The organism is Singulisphaera rosea (assembly GCF_054877945.1).
In genome coordinates this window covers 15801-40386 of sequence record NZ_JBTYIP020000009.1, presented here as the reverse complement: position 1 = coordinate 40386, position 24586 = coordinate 15801, and the positions used below count along the sequence as shown (strand labels likewise).

At 65.1% G+C, this 24586-nt stretch carries 15 protein-coding genes; 7 read left to right on the top strand and 8 right to left on the bottom strand.

Annotation, left to right across the window (positions count from 1 at the left end; genetic code table 11):
• Positions 1-151 precede the first annotated feature (151 nt).
• From ACYOEI_RS17115 to ACYOEI_RS17085, 7 genes are all read right to left on the bottom strand, one after another.
• Positions 152-1492 carry a di-heme oxidoredictase family protein gene (locus ACYOEI_RS17115; RefSeq protein WP_462850748.1) on the bottom strand — a complete coding sequence of 447 codons (1341 nt, stop codon included), beginning with the start codon at positions 1490-1492 and terminating at the stop codon, positions 152-154.
• Between the two features lie 284 nt (positions 1493-1776).
• The gene (locus ACYOEI_RS17110) at positions 1777-2811 is read right to left on the bottom strand and encodes an HD-GYP domain-containing protein (protein ID WP_462850747.1); all 1035 of its coding nucleotides are present in this window, start codon (positions 2809-2811) and stop codon (positions 1777-1779) included.
• Positions 2812-2854: 43 nt separating this feature from the next.
• A complete protein-coding gene (locus ACYOEI_RS17105; protein ID WP_462850746.1) occupies positions 2855-6292 on the bottom strand; it encodes a PAS domain S-box protein in 3438 nt (1145 codons plus the stop codon).
• The gene (locus ACYOEI_RS17100; protein WP_462850744.1) at positions 6289-6741 is read right to left on the bottom strand and encodes a response regulator; all 453 of its coding nucleotides are present in this window, start codon (positions 6739-6741) and stop codon (positions 6289-6291) included. The genes ACYOEI_RS17105 and ACYOEI_RS17100 overlap by 4 nt, the downstream gene beginning before the upstream one ends.
• On the bottom strand, positions 6738-7859 hold the full coding sequence (locus tag ACYOEI_RS17095; RefSeq protein ID WP_462850743.1) for a sensor histidine kinase: 1122 nt from the start codon (positions 7857-7859) through the stop codon (positions 6738-6740). Before ACYOEI_RS17095 ends, ACYOEI_RS17100 begins: the two co-directional genes overlap by 4 nt.
• A 594-nt stretch (positions 7860-8453) precedes the next feature.
• Entirely contained in the window at positions 8454-9149 is a 696-nt protein-coding gene (locus ACYOEI_RS17090; RefSeq protein WP_462850742.1) for a class I SAM-dependent methyltransferase, read from the bottom strand.
• Positions 9150-9197: 48 nt separating this feature from the next.
• On the bottom strand, positions 9198-9869 hold the full coding sequence (locus ACYOEI_RS17085; protein ID WP_462850741.1) for an FMN-binding negative transcriptional regulator: 672 nt from the start codon (positions 9867-9869) through the stop codon (positions 9198-9200).
• Between the two features lie 370 nt (positions 9870-10239).
• Between ACYOEI_RS17085 and ACYOEI_RS17080 the strand changes: the two genes are divergently transcribed.
• From ACYOEI_RS17080 to ACYOEI_RS17050, 7 genes are all read left to right on the top strand, one after another.
• On the top strand, positions 10240-11343 hold the full coding sequence (locus tag ACYOEI_RS17080) for an AAA family ATPase (protein WP_462850740.1): 1104 nt from the start codon (positions 10240-10242) through the stop codon (positions 11341-11343).
• Positions 11340-12032 (top strand): DUF4276 family protein, encoded by a 693-nt coding sequence (locus tag ACYOEI_RS17075; protein ID WP_462850739.1) that lies wholly within the window; start codon positions 11340-11342, stop codon positions 12030-12032. Before ACYOEI_RS17080 ends, ACYOEI_RS17075 begins: the two co-directional genes overlap by 4 nt.
• A 233-nt stretch (positions 12033-12265) precedes the next feature.
• Positions 12266-14806, top strand: coding sequence for a PSD1 and planctomycete cytochrome C domain-containing protein (locus ACYOEI_RS17070; protein WP_462850738.1), 2541 nt, complete (start codon positions 12266-12268; stop codon positions 14804-14806).
• Between the two features lie 3 nt (positions 14807-14809).
• Positions 14810-16279, top strand: a complete 1470-nt coding sequence (locus ACYOEI_RS17065; RefSeq protein WP_462850737.1) for a DUF1501 domain-containing protein — start codon at positions 14810-14812, stop codon at positions 16277-16279.
• Between the two features lie 89 nt (positions 16280-16368).
• Positions 16369-18267, top strand: a complete 1899-nt coding sequence (locus ACYOEI_RS17060) for a PSD1 and planctomycete cytochrome C domain-containing protein (RefSeq protein WP_462850736.1) — start codon at positions 16369-16371, stop codon at positions 18265-18267.
• Between the two features lie 162 nt (positions 18268-18429).
• The gene (locus tag ACYOEI_RS17055; RefSeq protein WP_462850735.1) at positions 18430-19875 is read left to right on the top strand and encodes a DUF1501 domain-containing protein; all 1446 of its coding nucleotides are present in this window, start codon (positions 18430-18432) and stop codon (positions 19873-19875) included.
• Between the two features lie 254 nt (positions 19876-20129).
• Entirely contained in the window at positions 20130-23150 is a 3021-nt protein-coding gene (locus tag ACYOEI_RS17050) for a sigma-70 family RNA polymerase sigma factor (RefSeq protein ID WP_462850734.1), read from the top strand.
• Between the two features lie 75 nt (positions 23151-23225).
• On the opposite strand, the gene ACYOEI_RS17045 is transcribed toward ACYOEI_RS17050, so the two are convergent.
• Positions 23226-24527, bottom strand: a complete 1302-nt coding sequence (locus ACYOEI_RS17045; protein ID WP_462850733.1) for an MFS transporter — start codon at positions 24525-24527, stop codon at positions 23226-23228.
• Positions 24528-24586: the final 59 nt, after the last annotated feature.

Here is a 24586-nt window from a genome sequence, read left to right as displayed (position 1 = left end):
AGAGCGGAGCACGACTGTCGCGAAACCCGGTCTTTTCTTAAAAACCGGGCTTCTGTGGGAGTCGTCAACGACATCCCGGGAAGGGTCGGCAACATCCACTGTGTCAGAAACCCGGTTTTTAAGAAAAAAGCCGGGTTTCGAGACAGAGTCCTTAGGGCACCCTGGCCAGCGTCGTCCGGGCGGGGAGGCCCGCAGGCTTCGCCTCTGTGGGGGCCTTGAGGGTCCGCAAGAAGGCGATGACAGCCTCACGATCGCGGGCGGTCAGCGCGTTGTAAACATCGGTGACGGCCTGGGCGTCGCCGTGGTGGCGGAGGATGGCGGCCGAGAGGGTGGTCGAGCCGCCGTCGTGGAAATAGGGCGCCGAGTCGGCGACACCCCAGAGCGGGGGCGTCTTCCACTCCTCCGGCAGGGGATAGGCGTGCGGCAACGGAACGGGCGTCCGGCCGCCGCCGTAAGGTCCGCTGCCGCTTCCCTTGGTCCGGTCGTCGAGGCGGTGGAGGAGGAAGTCGCTGTAGACCGAGGTGACGCCCCCCATGTCCGGCGTGTGGCAAGCAATGCAGCCGACATTCGTGAACAACTCGCGGCCGCGATCCGCCGCCAACGCCTCGGCGGGCGAGTCGGGCGTGATCGCGACCGGGCGAGGCAGCGTGTCGACGAAGGCGACGAGCGAGTCGAACTGCGTGTCGTCGAGGTCCCGGTCAATCTGGGGATATCCCGCCTTCACCATCGGCTTCGCCTGGTCCATCCGAGGATTGCCGAGGCCGATCTCGTTGGCGCAGGCGGCCGCCACGAAGTCCTCGAGCGTCGCGAACTGGGCCTTCCACCCGAACTTGCCGACCCGCCCGTCCGGCAGGATCCGCGGGCGCCCCGGCACCGGCCCGCCGAAGTCCGAGTCGAGCTCGCGGGCAATCTTCGACACCGACGACGTCATGTGCTGGTGGGTGATGCTCTTGCTCGAGATCCGGTCGATCCACCCCGCGCCGAAGAGGGCGGTGCTGTTGACGGTCTCGGTGTGGATGGGGTCGAAATCAAGAGTGAAGACCTGGCAGCCGCTCTCGACCGTGATGCCGTTCGGCACGATCGGGAAGAACGACTGGAGCGTGTTCCGGCCCTCGAAGAACCGGTTCTCGACGGCGAACTTGTGGATCAGCCCCCCCTTGACCTCGGGGCGATCGCGGGTCGGATGGGCCTCGAAGGCGACGACATTATGCTTGTTGTCGCCGCCGCCCCCGACCCCTCCCTGGAAGTGGCACGCCACGCACGACCGGGCATTGAAAACCGGCCCGAGGCCGTCCCCCTTGGCCATCGCGTCATGGGGCCGCCACTCGTGCTCGAACAGCGCGAGCCCCACCGCCTTCACCTCCGCATTCGCCCGAGGGGCGAGGAAGACCGGCAACCCCGGCAGTAACGTCCAGGTCACCCAGGACCCCGTGACGACCAGCATCCCCAACCCGATCCGGCGTCGGATCCGATCCAGGCGATAACCCTTCATCGTCTTGCCCTCCCAACCATGGCCCGAGGCGATCCGGGCCCACCACCCACGCGAATTGTGCGACGACGTGTCTCGTACAACTGTAGTGACCGGCTTCGCGGCTCGCAAGCCCCATCCCTCATGATTTTTGCGAATTCCGGTGGTGGGAAACCGTCGGCCAATGGAAGCGGATCGTCAGGTTGTACGTCGAATGCCAGGAGGACGCCGGACGGTCTGATGGGGTCGATCCTCCGTCGCATGCGGCGACAGAGGGTTATAAGTTTAATTATAATTTAATTTAAATATTACGATTTTTCTATTGATTGGCTCGATCCGGGGTCCGTCGGTTCCGCCCGTCGTCCCGCCGTCGTGGCGATCGCCGGCCCGACGACGGTCTCGAAGAAAATCCGGACCAGTTCGGGGTCCAGCCCGCCCGCGTCGGCGTTCTCCACCATGACGGCCCGGCACTGTTCGTGGGGCATGGCCGACCGGTAAGGTCGCTCGCTCGCCAGGGCGTCATACACGTCGGCCACCGACAGGATGCGAACCAGGAACGGGATCTCGCCGCCCGCGAGTCCGTCGGGATAGCCCTGTCCGTCCATCCGTTCGTGGTGCCAGCGAATCAGCGGGATGACATCGCGGGCGGAGCGGAGAGACTCGACGATCTTCGCGCCTTCGGCCGGATGGCGTCGGACGACTTCGAACTCATCGGGCGTCAGCTGGCCGGGTTTGTTGAGGATCGTGTCGGGCGTGCTGATCTTCCCGATGTCGTGGAGGACCGCGCCGCGATGAAGGACGTCGAGCTCGGGCTCGCCCAGTCCCAGCCGTACGGCCAATGACTGCACATGCTCGGTGACTCGGCTGGTATGCCCATGGGTGAAGGGAGACTTCGCCTCGAGGGCGCGTGCCAGGGTGAACACGACGGATTCGGCCGAATCCAACGCGTCCACAAGCTCCTTCTGACGCAGGAGCGACCGGCAACGCGTGGCGACTTCCATGGCTTTGAACGGCTTGGTCAGGTACTCGTCGGCCCCGAAATCCCAAGCCCGCATGCGGTCGTCGTGATCCCTGCCGGTCAACATCAGGATCGGGATCAGCCGCGTGGCCGGGCGACTCTTCAGTTGCAGGCAGACCTCGAATCCGGACACCTCCGGCATATCGATGTCGAGGATCACCAGGTCCGGGACGCGCTCCGCCGCACGATCCAGCGCCGACTGGCCATCGCCGGCCACGACGACCTCGTGGCCCTCCCCTTCCATCACCAATCTTACAAGTTCGCTGATCGCGGGCTCATCGTCCACGACCAAGATGAGTCGGGGTGTTCGTTGAGTCTCGGTCATTCGCCATCTCCAGAAAGGATTACGCCCTGTCTTAGTCTTATTCTTAATCGTTCCGGTCCAGCACCGCGCGGACTTTGGACGCCAGTGCGAAGGGAGTGAACGGCTTCTGGATGAAGTTCACGCCCACTCGCAGCACCCCGTGCCGGATGACCGCATCGTCGGTGTACCCGGACATGTACAGAACACGCATCCCGGGGTATTGCTCGGTCATGCGCTCGGCGACGGCCCGGCCGCCTGCACCGGGCATGACGACATCGGTGATCAATAGGTTGATGGGGCCGTCGTACCCCGCCGCCACCCGGACGGCCTCGTCTCCATTATTCGCTTCCAGCACCTTGTACCCGCATTGGGCGAGGACGTAGCTGGTCAGGGTCCGCACCCCGGCCTCATCCTCGGCCAACAGGATCGTTTCCGTGCCGTGAGAAAGGGGAGGCTTCCGGGACGGGGCTTTCGAGACCTCGGACGCCTTCTCCACTCGGGGCAGGTAGACCTTGAACGTCGTGCCGATCCCGACTTCGCTATACACCACGATGTGGCCGCCGCTCTGCTTGACGATCCCGTACACGGTGGCCAATCCGAGCCCGGTGCCCTTGCCCGGCTCCTTGGTCGTGAAGAAGGGCTCGAAGATATTCGCCAACGCGTCCGGGGGTATGCCACTCCCGGTGTCGGTCACGCTCAGGAGGATGTGCTCGCCTGCGCGGGCACCTTCGTGGGTGCGGACGTAGGCCGCATCCAGCTCGATATTCTGGGTCTCGATCGTCAGTCGGCCTCCCTCGGGCATCGCGTCCCGGGCGTTCACGGCCAGGTTCAAGAGCACCTGCTCGAGCTGCCCGAGGTCGGCACGGACCGCCCAAGGCTCGGATTCCAACGTGGTGGTCAGCCGGACATCCTCCCCGATCAGCCGGCGGAGCATCTTGTCGGTGTCGGCCAGCACCTCGTTCAGATCGAGGATCTGCGTGGCCAGGACTTCCTGGCGGCTGAACATCAGGAGTTGACGAGTGAGCCCGGCCGACCGCTCCCCGGCCTTGTAGATCTCGGAGATCAGCTTCCGGGACGGGTCGTCCTGAGGGAGCCTCTGGAGGAGCAACTCGCTGTAACCGTTGATGATGGTGAGGAGGTTGTTGAAATCGTGGGCTACGCCCCCGGCGAGTTGACCGAACGCATCCATCTTCTGCGCCCGTCGGAACTGGTCCTCCAGGCTTTTGCGTTCGGTGATATCCGACCACGAGGCGACGATCTCCATGTGATGATCGGTCGCATCGCGGATCAGCCGACGCTCGTCGCGCAACCATCGGTAGCCGCCGTCTCCGTGGCGGAAACGGTATTCCTGGCTCGTGCGACCGTGGCTGAATAGCGTCGCGTGGGCCTCCGCGTCGACCCGGTCCCGGTCTTCCGGGTGGAGACGTTCCAGCCACCAGTTCGGGTCCGATACCACGTCGGGTTGGTACCCGAGCACGTCCCGCAGGTTATCGCTGATCCAACTGATACCCTGGATTTGATCGTCGGCGACCGACATCGTGAGAAGGACGGCGGGGCTGGACGCCACGACGTGCTCCAGCCGTTTCTGTGACGCTCGGAATTGCTCTTCCAGGCCCCGTCGGGCCGTGACGTCCGACAGGACGCCGACGAAGTTGGTCAACCGCCCGAACGCGTCGCGGATCGGGGAAATCGACATCTCGTTCCAGAACGGCGTCCCGTGCTTCTGATAGTTCAGCAGTTCGACCGTGCAGGCCTCCTCGGCCCGCACCGCGGCGCGCAGCCGGGCCGTGGCCGCGGGATCGGTGTCCTTGCCCTGGAGGAACCTGCAGTTCCGGCCGAGGGCTTCCTCGAAGGCGTACCCGGTGATCTGCTCGAATCCGGGGCTGGCGTAGACGATCGGGTTGTCCGGCTGGCCAGGGTCGGTGATCAGAAGGCCCTGGGTCGCCGCCTGGATGGCCCGGTCCCGCAAACGAAGGTCCGCCTCCGCTCGGTATTGGTCGGTCACGTCGGTATGCACGCCGACCCATTCACGGATCGCCCCGCCTTTGGCGAAGATCGGCACGGCCCGGACTGACATATGGCGGTACTCCCCATCCGCCCGCCGGAGCCTGTGTTCCACCCGATATTCCCGACGCTCCGCCATCGACGTCGCCCACGCCCGCGCGCTGTTCTCCCGATCGTCCGGGTGGACGGCGTCCAACCACCCCCACCCCCGGTGTTGTTCGACCGCCTGACCGGTGAATGCCGTCCACCCCGGCTGCTCCGAATCGAACGCCCCCGACGACGGAGAATCCCAGACGATGGAAGTGGTCGCGGCGATCAAGGTCCGGTAACGCTCCTCGCCGACCCGGAGGGCCTCCTCCGAGTGTTTGCGCTCGGTGATGTCTTCCGTGAACATGATGATCCCGCCGACTTCGCCGCTCGGCTTGAGCCAGGGTCGGATCTCCCAGCGGATCCACTGGACCGAGCCGTCACCTCGATCGAACCGGGCCTCTTCGCAACGGTCGGTCGCCCCGGCCAGGCAGCGTCGATGGATCTCCTCCCAATGGTGCGGAGCGTTGGGGAACAACTCGTAGTGGCTCAACCCGGTGATGTCGCGATCCCCCAGGCGGTAATCGGCCAGCCATCGTCGACTGACGTGGAGGTACCGCATGTCCTTGTCCAACATGGCGATCGGCGCCGAGACGTACTCGATGAACAGGCGGAGCCGCTCCTCGATCGTCTTCAGAGCCTCCTCCGCCAGCTTGCGCGCGGTGATGTCCCGGGCGATCCACGAGTACCCGACGTTCCGGCCGTCCCGATCCCGGAGGTGGGATCCGGTGATCGCCACATCGACCCGCGTACCGTCCTTGCAAAGCCGCACCGTCTCGAAGTGCTCGATCCGTTCGCCGCTCTCCAGCCGATCCATGATCCGGGCCACTTCGTCGGCACGGTCGGCCGGGACGATCAGCGATACGTGCCGACCGACCGCTTCCGCCGCCGTCCACTTGTAGAGTCGCTCGGCGGCCGGGTTCCAGGACGTGATCACGCCCTCGGATGACTTGGAGAGGATGGCGTCGTCGGAGGACTCGACGACGCTGGCCAGGAGGAGTGCGGCCTGCTCCGACCGGAGGCGTGCCCGACGGTTCTCGGCCCCGCGTACCTCACGGTCGATCGCGGCGGAGAGTCGGGTGAGGTTACCTTTGAGAAGGTAGTCGCCGGCCCCCGCCCGCATCATCTCGACCGCCCTCTCCTCGCCGATGGTCCCCGAAACCACCACGAAGGGGAGGTTCGGGTCCGCCTCCCGGCAGAGGGCCAGGGCCTCGACCGCCCCGAAGCCGGGAAGGGTGAAGTCCGAGAGGACCGCGTCCCAAGGCCCCTCAGCCAGGGCGGCCCGTAGCTCGTCAGCCGACTCGACTCGCTTCCAGTCGGGGGTGATCGCGCCTCGGGAAAGCGCCAGCATCGCCACCTCAGCGTCGTCCGCCGAGTCCTCGACGATCAGAATTCGCAGCGCAACGGTCATGATCCGTCGCCACCGATCGTTGGTGCCTCGTTGAGGACCAGCCAGTACATCTGGAGTTGAAGGAAGGTTTCGGTGAAGCTAACGAAATCCACCGGCTTGCGGACGTAACTGTTGGCCCCATGGTCGTAGCTGGTGAGCAGGTCCTGCTCCTCCTTCGAGGAGGTCAAAACGACCACGGGCAGCCTCCGGGTCCGCGGGTCGGCACGCATTTGCCTGAGGACTTCCAGGCCGTCCACTTTCGGGAGCTTGAGGTCCAGCAGGACGACCTGGGGCAACTCCTTCGCGTCCTTGCCCCCCTTGGCCGCGGTGCCGAAGAAGTAGTCGAGGGCCTCCTGGCCGTCGCGGACGATGACCAGCGCCTTGGCGATACGGCTCCGCTCGAAGGCGAGCACGGCCAGCTCCTCGTCGTCCTGGTTGTCCTCCACCAGCAGGATGATCTTTTCGCTCACGGCGTCCCCTCCAGGGGCAAGGTGAAGTAGAAGGTGGCCCCTTGCCCCGGGACGCCCTCGGCCCAGACCTGTCCGCGGTGGCGGTGGACGACTCGCTGCACGGTGGCCAGGCCGATGCCGTTTCCGGGGAACTCCCGATCCCCATGCAGCCGCTGGAAGGCCCCGAACAGTTTGGAGACGTGGGCCATGTCGAAGCCGGCCCCGTCGTCTCGCACGAAGAACGCGGGGACTCCGTGGGACTCCCCCCGGCCGACCGTGATGGTCGCGGCCAGCGTCTTCGACGTGAACTTCCAGGCGTTGCTGAGAAGGTTCACCAATGCCACCCGCAGCAGCGCATCGTCGCCCACGGCGGATAGGCCCGGCTCGATGACCAAGGCAACCTCCCGATCAGGTTCCTGGTTACGCAACTCGGCCTCGACTGTCCTCGCCAAGGTCGTCAGGTCCACCCGCTCCCGCTTCATCTCGCCGCGGTTGATCCGGGACAGCTGGAGCATGTCGTCGATCAGTTGCCCCATCCGCTGCGTGCCCGACCTGAGCCGCCGGAGGTAGTGCTGCCCCCGGTCGTCGAGCCGGTCGGCATAGCTCCGCAGGAGTTCGTCGCTGAAGCCGTCGAGCGCACGCAGTGGGGCACGAAGGTCGTGGCTCACCGAGTAGGCGAACGCCTCCAGTTCCCGGTTGGCCGCCTGCAGTTCGTCCGTCCGCTCCCGGACGCGGTCTTCCAACTCCCGGTTGAGCTGCTGCAACTCCGTCTGGGCCCGGCCTCGTTCCGTCACGTCCTCGATGGCGAGCAGGACCATGGCCGTGCCGTTGGCGGCGTCGAAGACGAGACGGGCGTCGATCCGCATGAGCTTGATGCCAACGTCGGGGAATTCGTGTTCGATTTCGAAATCTTGGAAGGCCTCACCGTCTCGATTGACCGCGTCCAGCACCCTCCGCAGCTCCGGAATATCCCACTGGCCCCCACCCAATTCGTAGACGTGGTAGCCTTCCGTAACCTCCTTGGTGACGCCGAAGGTACGGTAGAACGCGGCGTTCCCCTGCCGGACGCGCAGGTCCCGGTCCAGGATCAGTAGCGGGTGACGGACGGACTCGACGATGCTCAGTGCGAAGCCACGCATGCCTGGGGGCCCTCTCTGTTGGTCAGAGAATCGCTCGGAGGTCCGGATCGAAATCCCTGCCTCCGAAACGGGTGAGAAGGACAGTCGACCCCCGGTCGCGGTTCGCGAGGGATGCCGTCCCGTAACTTCGGGATGGCCTCCATTGAGGAGAGGAACGGACATCGGACGGATTCTCAATGGCCGTATCAAATAATGCAAATATTGTGCCGATTTTAATGGAATTTACGCCGTGTCGGCATGACGTGCTCGAAGCCATCCGCCAGGGATTCCCGCTCGTGTCACGAGGGCTCGACTTGGCGCGTGATGGCCAGGAGTGAGCCCGCGGGAGTCGGGTGCGAAGACGAGCCTCCTCGGCGTTGGCACGTGATCATGCTCCGAGGTTTTCGCGGCCCTCGTGTGCATCGGCGGGACCGGCTCTGGGTACATGCGTGCCGGCCCCGCAAACAGGCCCGTGATAGGAGGGGATCAGGGATCAGGGATCAGGGATCAGGGATCAGGGATCAGGGAGGATTTTGCAGGAGTGATGACGCCTCTCGAGTGTCGCCTGGGAGCGAGAGCCGCAGGTCGATCGACGGAGCTTTACCACCCTTCCCCTCAAACGATCAAATCCGAACCCCGCTCATAATGGGAATTGACCGCGGGCTGCCCCGTGTAATTCGGCCCGGCTTCGTCGCCGGCGCCGAGGTATCGGTAATGCAAATCCACCATCGTCTTCCCTCGACAAACGAGCCGCCGATGCCGGCGATGGAACACCAGCCCCGATCGGCGGAGGTCGTCGAGCAACCTCCGATCCTCGGGATCATCGGCGACCTTGAGGTTCTTTAGGTCGAGGTTCGCCACGAACTGGCCGTCCTCGACGAGCCAGGAGGCGACACGGGCAACCAGCCCGAGTTTGTCTCCGACATAATGCAACCCGTGAACACAGGTGATGAGGTCGAAACGTCGATCGGGCCGCCAGACGCTCAGCGACGCCTCGACAAGCCGCAGACACCCCAACCTCGATTCGACTCGATCGAACCGACCGACCAGATCGACCCCGACGATCTCCACGTCGAGCGCCTCGGCTTCGACGGCCTTCGCCGCCTGGATCAAGGCCCTCCCGGTCCCGCAGCACAGGTCGAGCCAGGCGATGCGCCTCCCCGCGGCCGCCCGCTCCTTGAGGAATCCGAGCGGGTCGAACCCAAGCTCCTTGCCGTATCCGTTGGATCCGACCAGGTTCCGCTCCCGGTTCATCCGGCAGTTGGCGACGACGGACGACCGCTCGAGCTCAGCGTCTCTCAGGAGCTCCATCGAGAAGAACCTCGGAGGCGTTGGGGATGGAAGACGCCATGGCCGATCTCAGGACTTCGCGAGCGTGTCCGCCATCAGCTTGGCGACTGCCCGGGAGTCGTCATCGTCCTGAGCCTCCAGGGCGCGGATCACCTTCCGTCGTCGTTCCTCCGGGTGATTTTGGTTTAGCTTCGACTTGCCCTCCAGCCGGGTGATCTCGAGATGGAACCCGACGATGGCTCGCCGCATCTTGTCGATCTCCGGGTCGGAGACATCATACGACCAGGGCTGCGGCATACCTTGCTCGTACTCGAAAACGGTGCGAGTCAGGATGTCATGCAGCCCCTCCCGCTCCTCGACGAGCCGGATCGTGCCGTAGGCATGGACCGCGACATAATTCCACGTCGGGACGGTCCCCGGGCTCTCGTACCAGGTCGGTGAGATGTACGCATGGGGCCCCGAGAAGATCGCCAGCGACTCTCCCTCGACGTCCTCCCACTGGGGATTGGCCCTCGCCATGTGCCCGATCAACGTGCCAAGCCGCCCGAGCTCGGCGTCGAGGATCAACGGCAGGTGACTGGCCTGCATGCCGCCCGGCCCGTGCGTGATGAGCGTGGCGAAGCTGTGGCGTCGCATGAACTCGTGGAGCTCCGACGCCTCGGATATCTGGAATGAGCTGGGGATGTACATCGCGAGTCCCGTGCAGTGCGACGCCCCGTCGAGAAGGCGCCGACGGATCAATTTGCCAAAGTCTCGATATGGACGGCTCCGAAAGCCCTCGGGTTCGCTCGAGGGCAAAACGAACCCAAGGACCATGCGAACTCGCCATGCTTCCGTTCGCGGACCGTTTCACGCCGATGATCCCGAGAGAAGGCTCTACAACGACCAAGGCCGCGGTCCGATGTACGTCGCCAGCGAGCGCCATGGGTTTCACATCGTTGCGAGCCTTCCCCGAGCCCGGTATCATGAGGCGGATCAACTGATAGCATGCAGGTTGGGTCGGGAGGAGGTCGGAGCGGCCTCGTCGCCAGGGCGTTTGGCAAGCTCCTTGAAATGTGTGAAGGCGTTACGGTGATGCTCAAAAATTGAAATGTGTGAAGGCGTTACGGTGATGCTCAAAAAAATCGATGTTAAAGGCTACCGTTCCATTAAAGGCATCTCCCTCGAACTTCGCTCCCTCAACATTCTGATCGGCGCCAACGGAGCGGGGAAGAGCAATTTCGTGTCGTTCTTCAAGATGCTCAACGAGATGATGGGGGGGCGGCTCCAGCAGTATGTCGGTACGTCAGGCAGGGGACAGTCGATCCTCCATTTCGGGCCCAAAGTCACGCCGCAATTAGAAGGTCGGTTGGAGTTCGAGGCGGACAACGGCATGGATTGGTACTCAATGCGGCTGTTCCATGCAGCAGGCGACACATTGGTATTCGCCGAAGAAGCACTTGAGTTCCTCCAGGCGGGCTACAACAAGCCGAAAATCCTCTCCCTGGGTGCGGGGCACCAAGAAACCCGGATCGGCGAAGAGGCGAACCGGGGTGAGCAGACGGCCAAGGTTATCCGCAGGCTCCTCAATCAATGTCGGGTGTACCACTTTCACGATACGTCTCCCACGGCAAGGGTGCGTCAATACGGCTACATCAACGACAACCGCTGGCTGATGCCGGACGCCGGCAACCTGGCGGCGATGCTGCACGCGTACCGAGAAAAGGCTGAGGTCGTCTATCGGCGAATCGTCTCGACCCTTAGGAAGATCATGCCGGAGTTCGAGGACTTCGACCTCGAACCGAGTCGATTGAACCCGAATGAGATCATTCTCAACTGGCGGAAACCGGGGCATGATTACCTATTCGGCCCGCACCAGATTTCAGACGGCTCGCTCCGTGCAATGGCGATCTGCACCCTGTTCCTACAGCCGGAACATGACCTCCCTGATCTCATCATCCTCGACGAGCCGGAGTTGGGCCTACACCCCCACGCCCTGGAGATTGTTGCGGGGCTGATCCGGGCCGCATCGTCCAGGACTCAGGTGATCGCCGCCACGCAGTCGCAGGATTTCCTGGGCTACTTCGATCCGTCGGAAGTCATCACGGTTGAGGCTCATGGCGGCCAGTCGGTCTTTCGCCGCCTGGAGGCGGCGCCTCTCAATGACTGGCTGGAAGACTACTCGCTTGGCGAATTATGGCAGCGGAACGTTCTCGGCGCGGGGCCGTTGCCGTGAGGCAGTTGTACGTCTTCTGCGAGGGGCAGACCGAGCAGGGGTTTTGTAACCAGGCCTTGCGACCGCACTTGTTTCCCGACGGTGACGGGATCGTCCACACTTTGGCCGTCGGCGAGAAAAACAACCGGCATGTGTATGGGATAGGCCGGCACTCGAAGTATGAGAGAGTGCGGAAGTTCATCCATAACACCATCAAATTTCGGCAGGGTAAGAACGTCTACTTCACGACACTCTTTGATCTCTATGCTTTGCCCGACGGCTTTCCCGGAAGAGCGGACAATGTGCGAGATCCTGCTAATCCGGCTCCTTATGTGCTGGCATTGCAACATGCGTTCGAGAAAGACATCGACTACCATCGCTTCATCGCCCACCTGCAGCTTTACGAATACGAGACGATGCTGTTCGCCGAGCCGGAGTCGTTTAGGATCGCCTTCGAGGATTGCGACACGGAGGTCGAGCAATTGAAGGCGATCGCCGCCTCTTTCCCGAGTATCGAACACATCGACGACGGCAGGCAGACGGCCCCCTCGAAGCGGATCATCGCCGTTATCCCAGCATACGCCGGGCGCAAATCGACAGCAGGGCCGGACATCGCGGAGTTTATTGGGGTTGCGAAGATTCGGGCTGCGTGCCCGCATTTCCACCGATGGCTTGATCGCCTGGAGAATATTCCGTGGGACTCGGAGTAGAGGAGTAGGTTGACTCCGCGCGGCTGAGGCTTGAGGACTACGGATCGATTCCCTCCTGCTCTGCGGCCGAGACGGTACCTTCCGACCTCCGGACCGGTTTGTGGTTGCCTCCGGACAGTGCGATTGCGAGACTGGGCGGACGGCCGACGGTTTTCGATGCCTCATGAACCGGACCTGAGGCCGGGTTGTGCCTCGCGGGTCCCTCCCTCCCCAAACGACCGCCAGGGTTGCTCATGAGACCGCAGATCTCACCGCCTCGACGAGTCCCGCGAGTTTCGAAGGTCTGGGCTCGGGCGTGTCTCCTCGCCGTGCTGGCGATGGGGTTTCTCGGCATAAGACTTCGCGCCGACGACCTTGGGCGCGTCAACTTCAGCCGAGAAATTCTGCCGATCCTCTCGGAGAATTGCTACCACTGCCACGGCCCCGACGCAAAAGCTCGCAAGGCCGACCTGCGGCTCGACACGAAGGAGGGGGCCTTTCGCTCAGATGGGCCGACGATCGTGCCGGGCAAGCGTGCGGAGAGCGAACTCTTCCTGAGGGTCAGCAGCCAGGACGCGTCGGAGGTCATGCCCCCACCCAAGTCGAATCGCAAGCTTTCGCCGAGGCAAATTGAGTTGCTCGGGCGCTGGATCGACGAGGGGGCTCGATGGGGGAAGCATTGGGCGTATGAGACGCCGACTCCTCCATCCCCGCCAAGGGTCAAGGACGCGGGATGGCCGAGGAACGGGATCGACGCGTTCGTCCTCGACCGGTTGGAGCGGGAGGGGTTGTCGGCGTCTCCCGAGGCCCCTCGGGAGACCTTGCTCCGCCGGGTCACGCTCGACCTGACCGGACTTCCGCCGACCCCCGAGGAGGTCGACGCATTCCTCGGCGACCGGGCGCCGGATGCGTATGAGAGGGTCGTGGATCGGTTGCTGGCCTCGCCTCGGTACGGGGAGCGGATGGCCTGGGACTGGCTCGACGCGTCGCGGTATGCCGACACGAACGGCTATCAGGGCGATGGGGAGCGGATGATGTGGCCGTGGCGGGATTGGGTCGTTCGGGCGTTCAACCAGAACGTCCCCTATGATCGGTTCACCGTCGAGCAGGTCGCCGGGGACCTCCTGCCGGACGCGACTCGCGAGCAGCGGATCGCGACGGGGTTCAACCGGAATCACATGATCAATGGGGAGGGGGGGCGGATCGCCGAGGAGAATCGCGTCGAGTACGTCATGGACCAGTCCGAGACGTTTTCGACGATCTGGCTCGGGCTGACGATGACCTGCGCCCGGTGTCACGACCACAAGTTCGACCCGCTCACCCAGCGCGAGTATTACCGGCTCTTCGCCTACTTCAACCGGACGCCCGTCGACGGGGCCGGCGGGAACGGCCAGACGCCGCCGGTCATCGACTTCGCGACCGCCGATCAGTCGAGGCGGCGGAGCGAGCTCCAGACCGCCTTCGGCGATCTCGCGAAGAAGGTCCGCGACATCGAGCAGCGCTTTCGCGACGCGGCCCTGACGATCAAAGAGGGCTCGGTCACGAGCTCGCTCCCGGCGATCATCGACTCGACTCTCCGCAAGGGGCCGAACAGCCGGGCTCGACAGAACACCGACGAGCTCGTCGCGTTCTACAAAGGCCGCGAGCCCGAGTACGTCGCGCTCCTCGGCACGCTCGAGGAGGCGAGGAAGGCGCAGGAGGATTTCACACGAACGCTGCCGAGGGTCATGGTCATGGAGGATATGCCCAAGCCTCGCGACACGTTCATCCTCGCCCGAGGCGCGTACGACAAGCCCGGCGACAAGGTCGTCCCCGGGGTGCCCGAGGTGCTCAACTCGCTCCCAAAGGACGCGCCGGAGAATCGCCTGTCGCTGGCGCGCTGGCTCGTGGACCCGGCCCACCCGCTCATGGCCCGAGTGACGGTCAACCGCTATTGGCAAGGCTTTTTCGGGAACGGCCTGGTCAAGACGGTCGAGGACTTCGGCGTCCAGGGCGAGCGGCCGACGCATCCCGAGCTGCTCGACTGGTTGGCGACCGAGTTCGTGCGGACGGGTTGGGACGTGAAGGCGATGCACCGGCGGCTCGTGACGAGTGCGACGTATCGACAGTCGTCGAAGGTCACCCCGACGCTCCTCGAGCACGACCCGGAGAACCGGCTCTTCGCCCGAGGGCCCCGGTATCGGTTGCCCTCCTGGATGATCCGCGATCAGGCCCTGGCGGCGAGCGGGCTGCTTTCGCCGAGAGTCGGCGGCCCGTCGGTCAAGCCGTACCAGCCGCCCGGGATCTGGGAGGAGGCGACCTTCGGGTTTATCTCGTACAACCAGGACCACGGGGAGAGCCTGCACCGGAGGAGCCTCTACACGTTCTGGCGGCGGATCGTGGGGCCGACCTCGTTCTTCGACACGGCTTCGCGGCAGACCTGCACGGTGAAGGTGGTCCGGACCAATACGCCGCTCCACGCCCTGGTGACCCTCAACGACCCGACGTTCGCCGAGGCCGCACGAGTCCTGGCCCAGCGGGCGATGGAACAGGGGGGCTCGACGCCGGAAGGGCGGATCGAGGACGCATTCCGGCGGGTCTCTTCCAGAAGGCCGACGCCCGAGGAGTCGACGATCCTGCGGCAGAGCCTCGATCGGATGCGGTCCCTCTTCGCCGCCGATCGAGCCGCCGCCGAGGCGCTCGTGGCCGTCGGCGAGTCGCCCCGGAACCACGAGCTCGACCCCGTCGAGCACGCCGCGTACGCGGCCGTCTGCTCGCTGATCCTGAACCTCGACGAAACCCTGACGAAGCAGTGAGCCATGAACCCCCAACTCGAACGACAGGCCCTGTATACCCGTCGGCAGTTCTTCGGCCGATCGGCGGCGGGGATCGGCTCGGCGGCGCTCGCGACGCTCTTGAACGCCGACCTGCGCGGGGCGGAGGCCACAGGCTCGCTCGGTCGGATCGGCGGCCTTCCCGAGCTACCCCACATCGCGCCGACCGCCAAGCGGGTGATCTACCTGTTCCAGAACGGGGCCCCTTCGCACGTCGACCTGTTCGACTACAAGCCGAAGCTCGCGGCCTGGCGCGGGAAGGAGATCCCGCCCGAGATCCGCGGCGGCCAGCGGCTGAGCACGATGACCAGTGGGCAGACCGCCAAACCGGTCCTCCCCGAGATCACGAAGTTCGCCCAGCACGGCCAGAGCGGCGCCTGGGTGTCGGACTTCCTGCCGAGGACGGCGGCGATCGCCGATGACCTCTGCTTCATCAAGTCGATGCACACCGAGGCGGTCAACCACGCCCCGGCGATCACCTTCTTCCTCACCGGGGCCGAGCAGCCGGGTCGCCCGAGCATGGGTTCGTGGCTGACATACGGCCTCGGGACCGAGACCCAGGATTTCCCCTCGTTCGTCGTGATGACCTCACGCGACAAGGAGGCGTCGTGCGGCCAGATCTTCTACGACTTCTACTGGGGGAGCGGGTTCCTCCCCTCGAAGTTCCAGGGGGTGAAGTTCCGGGGGAGCGGCGACCCGGTGCTATATCTCTCGAACCCCGAAGGGATGAGCCGGGAGGCTCGCCGGGCCCTGCTCGACGATCTGGCGCGGATGAACGAGGTGACGCTCCGAGACTTCGGCGACCCCGAGGTCGCCACCCGGATCGCCCAGTACGAGATGGCGTATCGGATGCAGGCGAGCGTTCCCGAGCTGACCGACTTCTCGAACGAGCCCGAACACGTCCTCGCGATGTACGGCCCGGACGTGAAGCGGCAGGGCTCGTTCGCGTATAATTGCCTGATGGCCCGGCGACTCGCCGAGCGCGGGGTCCGGTTCATCCAACTGATGCACGCGGGCTGGGATCAGCATCGGAACCTGAACACGCAGCTCAAGATCCAGTGCCAGGACACCGACGCCCCGTCGGCCGCCTTGGTGGCCGACCTGAAGCAGCGCGGTTTGCTCGACGACACCCTCGTCATCTGGGGGGGGGAGTTCGGCCGGACGCCGTTCCTCCAGGGCAAGATCGAAGACGTGAAGCAGTGGGGGCGCGATCACCACCCGTATGCCTTCACGATCTGGATGGCGGGCGGCGGGATCAAGCCCGGCATGAGCTATGGCGCCTCGGACGAGTTCGGGCACAACGCACTGGTGGACAAGGTCCACGTCCACGACTTCCAGGCGACGGTCCTGCGGCTGTTGGGGATCGACCACGAGCGACTGACTTTCCGGTTCCAGGGCCGAAACTTCCGCCTGACGGACGTCCACGGTAAGGTGGTCAACTCCGTGATCGCGTGAAACGACTCCCGACGGCCGGGTCGCGGGAGACTCCAGGACGAACGTAGGGACGAGCGAGAGGAATGATGGCAAACGCGGGAATGACGAGAATGGCTCGGCCCTTGTTGGTCTTGCTCATGGTCGCGCTGGGGGGCCCGTCGGTCGCCGTGGCGAAGGACGTCGACTTCGCCCACGAGATCGTGCCGTTGTTCAAGGCCCATTGCGCGAAGTGCCACACCGACGGCAAGTACAAAGGCTCATTCTCGCTCGACACCCGCGAGTCGATCCTCAAGGCCGAGGCCGTGGTCCCCGGAAAGTCGGGCGAGAGCGACCTTTTGCGCCGGCTCACGATCGACGACCCCGAGGAACGCATGCCCCCCGAGGGGCCCGGGCTCAATGCCGCGGAGGTCGCGCTCGTCAAGTCCTGGATCGATCAGGGGATGACGTGGGAGGCCGGCTTCACGTTCAAGAAAGCGGAGTATGTCGCGCCGTTGTCGCTCAAGCGCCCGACCCTCCCGCCGGCCCGAGACGGGCGGGACCATCCAATTGATCGGATCATCGACCAGTACCTGGCGGAGCATAAGGTCACGCCCCCCGCGAACGTCGACGACCACACGTTCTTCCGCCGGGTCTCGCTCGACCTGGTGGGGCTCCTGCCCGCCCCCGCCAAGCTCGAGGCGTTCGCGAAAGACACGACCTCCGACAAGCGGGGCCGGCTCGTCGGCCGGATCCTCGGCGACCGCCGCGACTACGCCGAGCACTGGCTGAGCTTCTGGAACGACCTGCTCCGCAACGACTACCGGGGGACCGGCTACATCGACGGGGGCCGCAAGCAGATCACCGGCTGGCTGTACCGGGCCCTGATCGAGAACACCCCCTATGACCGGTTCGTTTACGAGCTGATCAGCCCGGCGACCGAGTCGGAAGGGTTTATCAACGGAATCAAGTGGCGAGGTCGCGTGAATGCGAGCCAGGTTCGGGAGGTCCAGTTCTCGCAGAATGTCTCGCAGGTCTTCTTCGGCGTCAACATGAAGTGCGCGTCGTGCCACGACAGCTTCATCGACCGCTGGAAGCTCGACGACGCCTATGGACTCGCGGCGATCATCGCCGACGAGCCCTTGGAGATCCACCGGTGTGACAAGCCGACCGGACGCACGGCGACCCCCAAGTTCCTCTGGCCCGAGCTCGGCTCGATCGACGCCGGTCTTCCCAAGGGGGAGCGGCTCGAGACCCTCGCCCGGCTCGTGACCAAGCCCGAAAACGGCCGATTCTCGCGGACGATCGTCAACCGGGTCTGGCAGCGACTCATGGGCCGGGGGATCGTCCACCCGGTCGACGTGATGGCGAACCCTCCCTGGAGCGAGGATCTGCTCGAATACCTGGCCGGCTACCTCGTCGACCACAAGTATGACCTGAAGGCCCTCCTCGAGCACATCGTAAGCTCGCAAGCCTATCAGTCGCAGTCCGTGCCCCAGGCCAAAGAGGCGTCGGCCGAGGATTACGTTTATCGAGGACCCGAGGTCAAGCGGATGTCGGCGGAGGTGTTCCTGGACGCCGTCTGGACGATCACCGGCGCCGGTCCGGACAAGCCCGACGCCCCGGTCAAGTCCGCGGCCGACGACGCTTCGGGCCCCTCGGCGAGGCCGGTTGTCCGAGCGTCGATGGTGAACTCCGACGCGTTGATGCGATCACTTGGCCGACCGAACCGTGAGCAGGTTGTCACCATCCGCGGGGACGTCCTGACGACCTTGCAGGCCCTGGACCTTTCCAACGGCGAGACCCTCACCAACACCGCCTTGAAGGGGGCGGCGAACCTATTCGCGAAGGCCCCGAAGGCTTCGCCGGAAGAGCGGATCGAATCGATTTATGTCGAGGCCCTCGGACGCCGGCCCAAGGCCGACGAGCTTGCGACGGCCCTGGGGCTCGTCGGCTCGCCGGCGACCCCCGAAGGTTTGGCCGACTTCTTGTGGGTGGTGTTCGTGCTCCCCGAATTCCAACTGATCCGATGAGTGTGTTCCCCCGAAACCTGTTTTTTTCTTAAAGACGGGTTTCTGTGGGAGGGCACAGCGACATCCCGTGAGGGCGTGTCCGAGTCGCGGGCGTCAGAAACCCGTTTTTTTTAAGAAAAAAACAGGTTTCAAGACAGGTTCATGAGAAGGGAACGAGAAGCCATGGGACATCAACCCCGACTGGGCGAAGACCCGAGCCGTCGCGAGTTCCTCCGAGGCATGGGGGCGGCCGCGGCTGCGGCCCTCGCGACGGGAGCACCTCGGCTCTCGTTCGCCAACGAGGCGGTCAAGCCGCCGGTCGCGACGGCGGACACCTGCATCATCCTCTGGATGGGCGGCGGGATGGCGAGTCCCGAGACCTTCGACCCGAAGCGGTATACCCCGTTCGAGGTCGGCGTCCCCTCCGACAAGATCCTCTGCACCTTCCCGGCGATCGACACGGCCGTTGATCACATCAAGATCTCGCAAGGTCTCGAGGACGTCGCGAAGGTGATGGACCGCGCGACTTTGATTCGGTCGCAGGTGGTCGCCGACCTGGGGACGATCCTCCACTCGCGGCACCAGTACCACTGGCATACCGGGTACATCCCGCCCCAGACGGTGGCCGCCCCCCACATCGGGTCGTGGATCGCCAAGGCGCTCGGCCCGAAGAATCCCGCCATCCCCGCGTTCATCAACGTCGGCCAGCGGCTGGACGGGGTCGGTGAGTCGGAAGAGTTGAAGGCGTTTACGACCGCCGGGTTCTTCGGCACCGAATTCGGACCTTTCAATCTTCCGTATCCGCTCGACGCCGTCGCGGCGGTCCGACCCCCCAAGGGGATGACCCGCGAACGCTTCACCAGCCGCGAACGTGCGTTCAAGCAACTCGTGAAGGAGAGCCCCGTCGGCGAGCTGGCGAGCGACTATCACCAGGAGTCGATGCTCCGAGCCTTCGCCAACGCCCATCGCCTGCTCAACTCCGCCGAACGCGACGCCTTCGACTTGAGCAAGGAGCCGAAGGAGAGCTTCGAGAAGTACGACACCGGCCGGTTCGGCCAGGGATGCCTCCTCGCCAGGCGTCTCACCGAAGCCGGGGCCCGCTTCATCGAGGTGACGACGGAATATGTCCCGTTCATGAGCTGGGATACTCACGAGAACGGCCACACGACCGCCAAGGAGATGAAGAAGGCGATCGACCGCCCGATTGCCCAGTTGATCCTCGACCTGGAAGAGCGTGGGCTGCTCGACCGCACCCTGGTCGTCCTCGCGAGCGAGTTCAGCCGCGACATGATGATCGAAGGGGTCCCCGGCAGCACCGCGAAGGACCAATCGCGCGCGAGCTCCGACGTCATGATGGAGCTGAAGCACTACGGCCTGCACCGGCATTTCACCGGTTCCGGTTCCGTCCTCATGTTCGGCGGCGGGATGAAGAAGGGTCACCTCCACGGCGAGACCGCACCCGAACGCCCGCTGATCACGACCAAGGACCCGGTGACGATCACCGACCTCCACGCCACGATCTTCGAAGCCATGGGGATCTCGCCCAAGACCGCCTTCGACGTCGAGAAACGCCCGTTCTACGCCACCGAGGACGGCAAGGGATTGCCGGTCCGTTCTCTCTTCGCCTGAAAATCGAGGGGGAGGATTCACCACGAAGGCACAAAGTAAATTCAAAAAAGGATTATTTGTTTTCTTGCTTTGCTTTTGTGCTCTTTGTGCCGTTGTGGTGAACCCTCTCTCCCTTTTGCCCATTGAAGACCCCTCGCATGCTCTGCGGGGGGTCTTTGTCATTGATACCTCAGAAAAGTTGGCCGGTCGGCATGGGGCCCGGTCTTTTTACTGGTGTTCGAGGGTGACAACGGGCCACGAACGCGAGTCGCCAGATGATGACGAGCCAACCGAACCAGATCGGCCGGTTATTCGCGGACGGGACCCTGACGGGCCTTTCCGACGGGGAGTTGCTCCGGCGCTTCGCCGGCAACCGAGACGCCGACGCGTTCGACGCCCTCGTGACGCGCCACGGGCCGATGGTCCTGGGCGTCTGCCGAGGGCTCCTGCACGACGCGAACGACGCGGAGGACGCCTTCCAGGCGACCTTCCTGATCCTGGTCAAGAAGGCCGGGTCGTTCCGGGGGCCCGTTGCGCTCGGAGGTTGGCTCTATCTCGCGGCCCGACGTGTGGCGATGCGGGCGAATGTCGCCGCGGGCCGCCGTCGGGCTTACGAAAGGCGGGCGGGAGAGATGGCGAAGTCGACCTCGGAGTCGGAGCCTTCGGCCCGGGACGAGCTCTTGCGTGTTCTCCACGAGGAGGTTGCCAGGCTGCCGAGGAAGTATCGCCTCGCGGTGGTCCTCTGCGACCTGCAAGGAACTCCCCAGGCCGAGGCGTCTTCGGAGCTTCGCCTCAGCGAGCGGACGCTCCGTCGTCGGCTGGTGGAGGGGCGTGAACAGCTCGGCCTGAGGCTGGCCGGCCGAGGATATCCGCAAGGTTGCGTGGTGCTCGGGATGCCGGGGCTCGGCGGGGCCCAGGCCGCCGTGCCGGCCGTCTGGCGAGGCGCGACCGTGCGGGCCGCCCTGGCCGTGCTGGACCCGACGACAGCCGGCACCGTCTCGACGACCGCTATGGTACTTACCAGAGAGGTGTTGCGGACCATGCTGATCCAGAAAGCGACCCTGATCTCGGCCGTCCTCGCCACCTCCGGCCTGCTGGCCTGGGGGGCGTCGGCCACACTGGTCGTCAACGGGCGACAACCCGCCAAGAAGGACATGGCGGACGTCCGGCCTCCCGAGGCTCGGGATGTGGCCCTGGCCGAGCCCGGTGCTCCCCGCCCGGCTACTGGCGACGCGGACAAGGTCGAGACACTCCCGATCGAGGGCCAGGTGCTCGACCCCGACGGTCGTCAGGTCGAAGGCGCGGAGATCTACGTGCGTCCTTATGCCGAAATCCAATGGGTGCCGATCGACCCGACGGCCGCGAGGCAGAAGGGGAAGGTCGCGTCGACGGGCTCCGATGGACGCTTCCGTTTCGACCTGGACAAGGGGGCAGGCGAGGTTTCGTTCGAGGGAGGGCCTCGTTGGCGGAAGACCCAGATTGCGGCCGTGGCCCCCGGATTCGCGCCGAGTTGGATCGATGCGGGAGACCTCGCCGATCGTGGTGATCAGGCCATTCGACTCGTCAAGGACGACGTGCCCGTCCGTGGTCGTGTGCTCGACTCGCAAGGCCGGCCCGTCCCGGGCGTCGTCGTCCGAATCCAGATGATCTGGGAACCCCGTGCCAACGCCGACCTCGACGCGCTCCTGGCCTCGGGCGAGTTGAATGAGGCCAAGATCGCCCGCACGTTCGGGCTTCCCCAGCGCACGGAAAGCTGGCACTCGGACGCGTCGTCGTTCTGGCCTGGAGGTCGAAACGCCTGGAAGACCGACGCGAAAGGACAGTTTGAGGTCCAGGGGATCGGTCGCGACCGCATCGCCCGACTGGAACTCCAGGGTGGCGGCCTGGCGGCCGGCACGATCGACGTGATGGCTCGGGTCGCGAAGGCCTCGCCTCGGGCCCGATCGCGGCCGGCCCGCGATCGAGCCATCGAGATGATGGGCCGGGAGGCTGCGTTTATGGGTCGCTATCCCCAGGCGACTCAACTCGTCGGCGCGACGTTCGATTACTTCGCGAGCCCGACCAAGCCGATCACCGGCGTCGTCCGCCTGAAAGGATCCGGCAAGCCGGTGGCCGGTGCTTTCATACAGGCGGCCGATCCCGCGACCCACACGGCCGTCACCGCCCGGTCCGATGCCGAGGGACGCTACCGCCTTGAAGGGGTGCCCAAGGCCGAGTTCTACCAGATCCGCCTCAACCCGAGGCCGGGGATCGACCTGTTCCTCGGGCATCAGATGATCCTCAACGACACCGAAGGGCTCAAGCCGATCGAGGCGGCGATCGATTTGCCACCTGGGGTCATCGTCAGGGGCCGCCTGGTCGACGGGACCACGAAGCAGGGGATCCCGGCGTCGCATGCCGACTTCCTCAGGTCGCCGGGCCAGACCGGTGACGGTGGCGTGGCGCTGGGCTATACCCCGCTGGACGACGGGAAGTTCGGGCTAACGCTCCCGCCGGGCTCCGGCATGATCCTCGCCACCGCGGCCGTCGTCGAGCACGACGACCCCTACGTCTGCGCTCGCTTGAGGCCGGAAGATCGGGGCAAGGGGATCGGCGACTTCAGCGACGGTGAGACGATTATGTCCCCGTTTAGCGGAAGCCACGCTTATCGCTACGTCGACGTCAAAGCTGGCGGCGAGCCCCTCGAGGTCGAGTTGAATCTAACCCGAGGCGCGAGCCGCAAGGTCCAACTCGTCGGTCCCGACGGCCAACCCGTCGTCGGGGCCCAGGCCTACGGCCTCGTCGCCCGCTGGGGAAGCGTGCGGACGCTCGACCACGAAAGCATCGTCGAAGCCCGAGGCCTGGAGGCGTCTCATCCCCGCCAGTTGATCTTCACGCACAAGTCTCGAAAACTCGCCGGCTCGATCGTCTCGAGGGCCGAGGACCTGAAATCGACCGAGCCGCTGGACGTGAAACTCGCCCCCGCCGGGACGATCACCGGGAAGCTCGTCGACGAGGACGGCCGCCCCTGGGCGGGCGCCCAACTTCAGGTTGTGATGATGACACTCGACGGGGGCCAGAATCTCCCCTTCGGCCCGGGATCCCTCTGGCCGAGCGATGAGCCGGTCCTCGCCGACCCCCATGGGTATTTCCGGCTCGAAGGTCTGGTGCCCGGCGTCAGGGCCAGGATCTCGGTCGAGGCTTCGAATCGTCCGGGTCTGTACCTCGACTGTGGCCAGGCCTTCGCGAATCCGGTCACCAAACCCGGCGAGGTTCGCGACCTGGGAGAGGTCAAGGCAACGCCGATGGCTCGTTGAGGACCATCTCGAAGCTGCAATGATCGAGAGCCAGTGACCCCCGGCTTCCATGAGGAAGCCGGGGGTTCTCGTTTCTCAATCAACAGATGGCAAGACCCGCTGGGGCCGGTCCACGGCCGAGCGGTCGGGGTCGAGGGCGAGCCAGGCGAGCGCACCGGCGACGTAGATGCCGACGAAGAGGTAGAGGACCCATTCCCAGTGCCCACCGGATTCGCGGATGTGGTCGATGAGATAGCCGACCGCGATCGGGCAGGCCATGGCGCCGATGTTGCCGGACATGTTCATGATGGCGAAGCCGAGGGCGGTGTGCCGGCCGCTGATGTCCATGGTGGCGGCCCAGGTGGTGGGGCCGCCGACTCCTGAGAAGAGGGCGCCGAGTGCGATGATGGCGACGGCCGCGCCAGGGTGACGGACGGTCGAGGCGACGAAGGTCGCGATGGCGCAAAGGCCGAGCGCGGTGGCGCCGACTCCGCAGCGGCTCAGCCAGCGGCGACCCGTCCGTACGAGCACGGCATCGATGAGCGGCCCCCCGAGGAAACTGCCGCCCACGACGCCGGCGAGGGGGAGCATGCTGAGGTCGCCCGCTCGAGACAGACTGAAGCCGTAGGCCTTCTCCAGGTAGGCCGGGAACCAGGTAATGAAGAGGGCGTAGCCGAACGCGCGGAAGAACGCCTGAATGCAGAGGGCCCACATGCTTCGGCTCTGCACCATGCTCGTGAGGACCGACAGGATCGGTCGATGCTCCTCCTCGACGAGTGCCTTCGATGGCTTCGCGTCCGTCGTGGATGTCACGCGGATCAGCTCGCGCTCGGCGTCGTTGACGGCGGGGTGCTCGGCTGGCGAGTTGCGGAACCAAACGTAGAAGGCCAGGGACCAGGCCACGCCCGCGAGGGCGTAGGCCTCGAAGGTCATCCGCCAGCCGAAGGGGTCGAGCAGGCGGACGGTCAGGCCGTTGGCGATGACGGCGCCGACGGACATCGAGCCGGTGATGACCGCGCCGGCGGTCCCTCGTCGCGACTCCGGGAACCAGTCGGCGAGCGCCTTGATGATGACGGCGAAGAGGCCTGCCTGGGCGGCCCCCATCGCGACCCGGGAGAGACGGAGGACCTCGAACGACTCGGCCAGGCCCGACGTGAGAGTGGCCGCCGACCATGAGAGGCAGAAGATCGTCAGCGTCCACCTCGCCCCGATCCGCTCGCCGAGCCAGCCCCCGGGGATCTGGAGCCAGATGTAGCCCAGGAAGAAGCCGCTGAGCACGACGCCAACCTCGACGTCGGTCAGGTGCAGCTCGGCCTGGATCGTCGTCACGGCCGGGGAGAGGCTCGTCCGGGTGAGATATGACATGATCGCCGCGCTGGCGAGCATCGCCAGCACCACCCAGCGGACGTTCGTCGGCCGCTCGAGGGAGTCCGGTGAGGTCGGGGGGAAGGATGTGT

What these genes read in the sequence shown, in the direction of transcription:
- ACYOEI_RS17115 (WP_462850748.1), bottom strand. Translation starts at nt 1,492, where the DNA reads ATGAAGGGTTATCGCCTGGATCGGATCCGACGCCGGATCGGGTTGGGG.
- ACYOEI_RS17110 (WP_462850747.1), bottom strand. Translation starts at nt 2,811, where the DNA reads ATGACCGAGACTCAACGAACACCCCGACTCATCTTGGTCGTGGACGAT.
- ACYOEI_RS17105 (WP_462850746.1), bottom strand. Translation starts at nt 6,292, where the DNA reads ATGACCGTTGCGCTGCGAATTCTGATCGTCGAGGACTCGGCGGACGAC.
- ACYOEI_RS17095 (WP_462850743.1), bottom strand. Translation starts at nt 7,859, where the DNA reads ATGCGTGGCTTCGCACTGAGCATCGTCGAGTCCGTCCGTCACCCGCTA.
- ACYOEI_RS17090 (WP_462850742.1), bottom strand. Translation starts at nt 9,149, where the DNA reads ATGGAGCTCCTGAGAGACGCTGAGCTCGAGCGGTCGTCCGTCGTCGCC.
- ACYOEI_RS17080 (WP_462850740.1), top strand. Translation starts at nt 10,240, where the DNA reads ATGCTCAAAAAAATCGATGTTAAAGGCTACCGTTCCATTAAAGGCATC.
- ACYOEI_RS17070 (WP_462850738.1), top strand. Translation starts at nt 12,266, where the DNA reads ATGAGACCGCAGATCTCACCGCCTCGACGAGTCCCGCGAGTTTCGAAG.
- ACYOEI_RS17065 (WP_462850737.1), top strand. Translation starts at nt 14,810, where the DNA reads ATGAACCCCCAACTCGAACGACAGGCCCTGTATACCCGTCGGCAGTTC.
- ACYOEI_RS17060 (WP_462850736.1), top strand. Translation starts at nt 16,369, where the DNA reads ATGGCTCGGCCCTTGTTGGTCTTGCTCATGGTCGCGCTGGGGGGCCCG.
- ACYOEI_RS17055 (WP_462850735.1), top strand. Translation starts at nt 18,430, where the DNA reads ATGGGACATCAACCCCGACTGGGCGAAGACCCGAGCCGTCGCGAGTTC.
- ACYOEI_RS17050 (WP_462850734.1), top strand. Translation starts at nt 20,130, where the DNA reads ATGATGACGAGCCAACCGAACCAGATCGGCCGGTTATTCGCGGACGGG.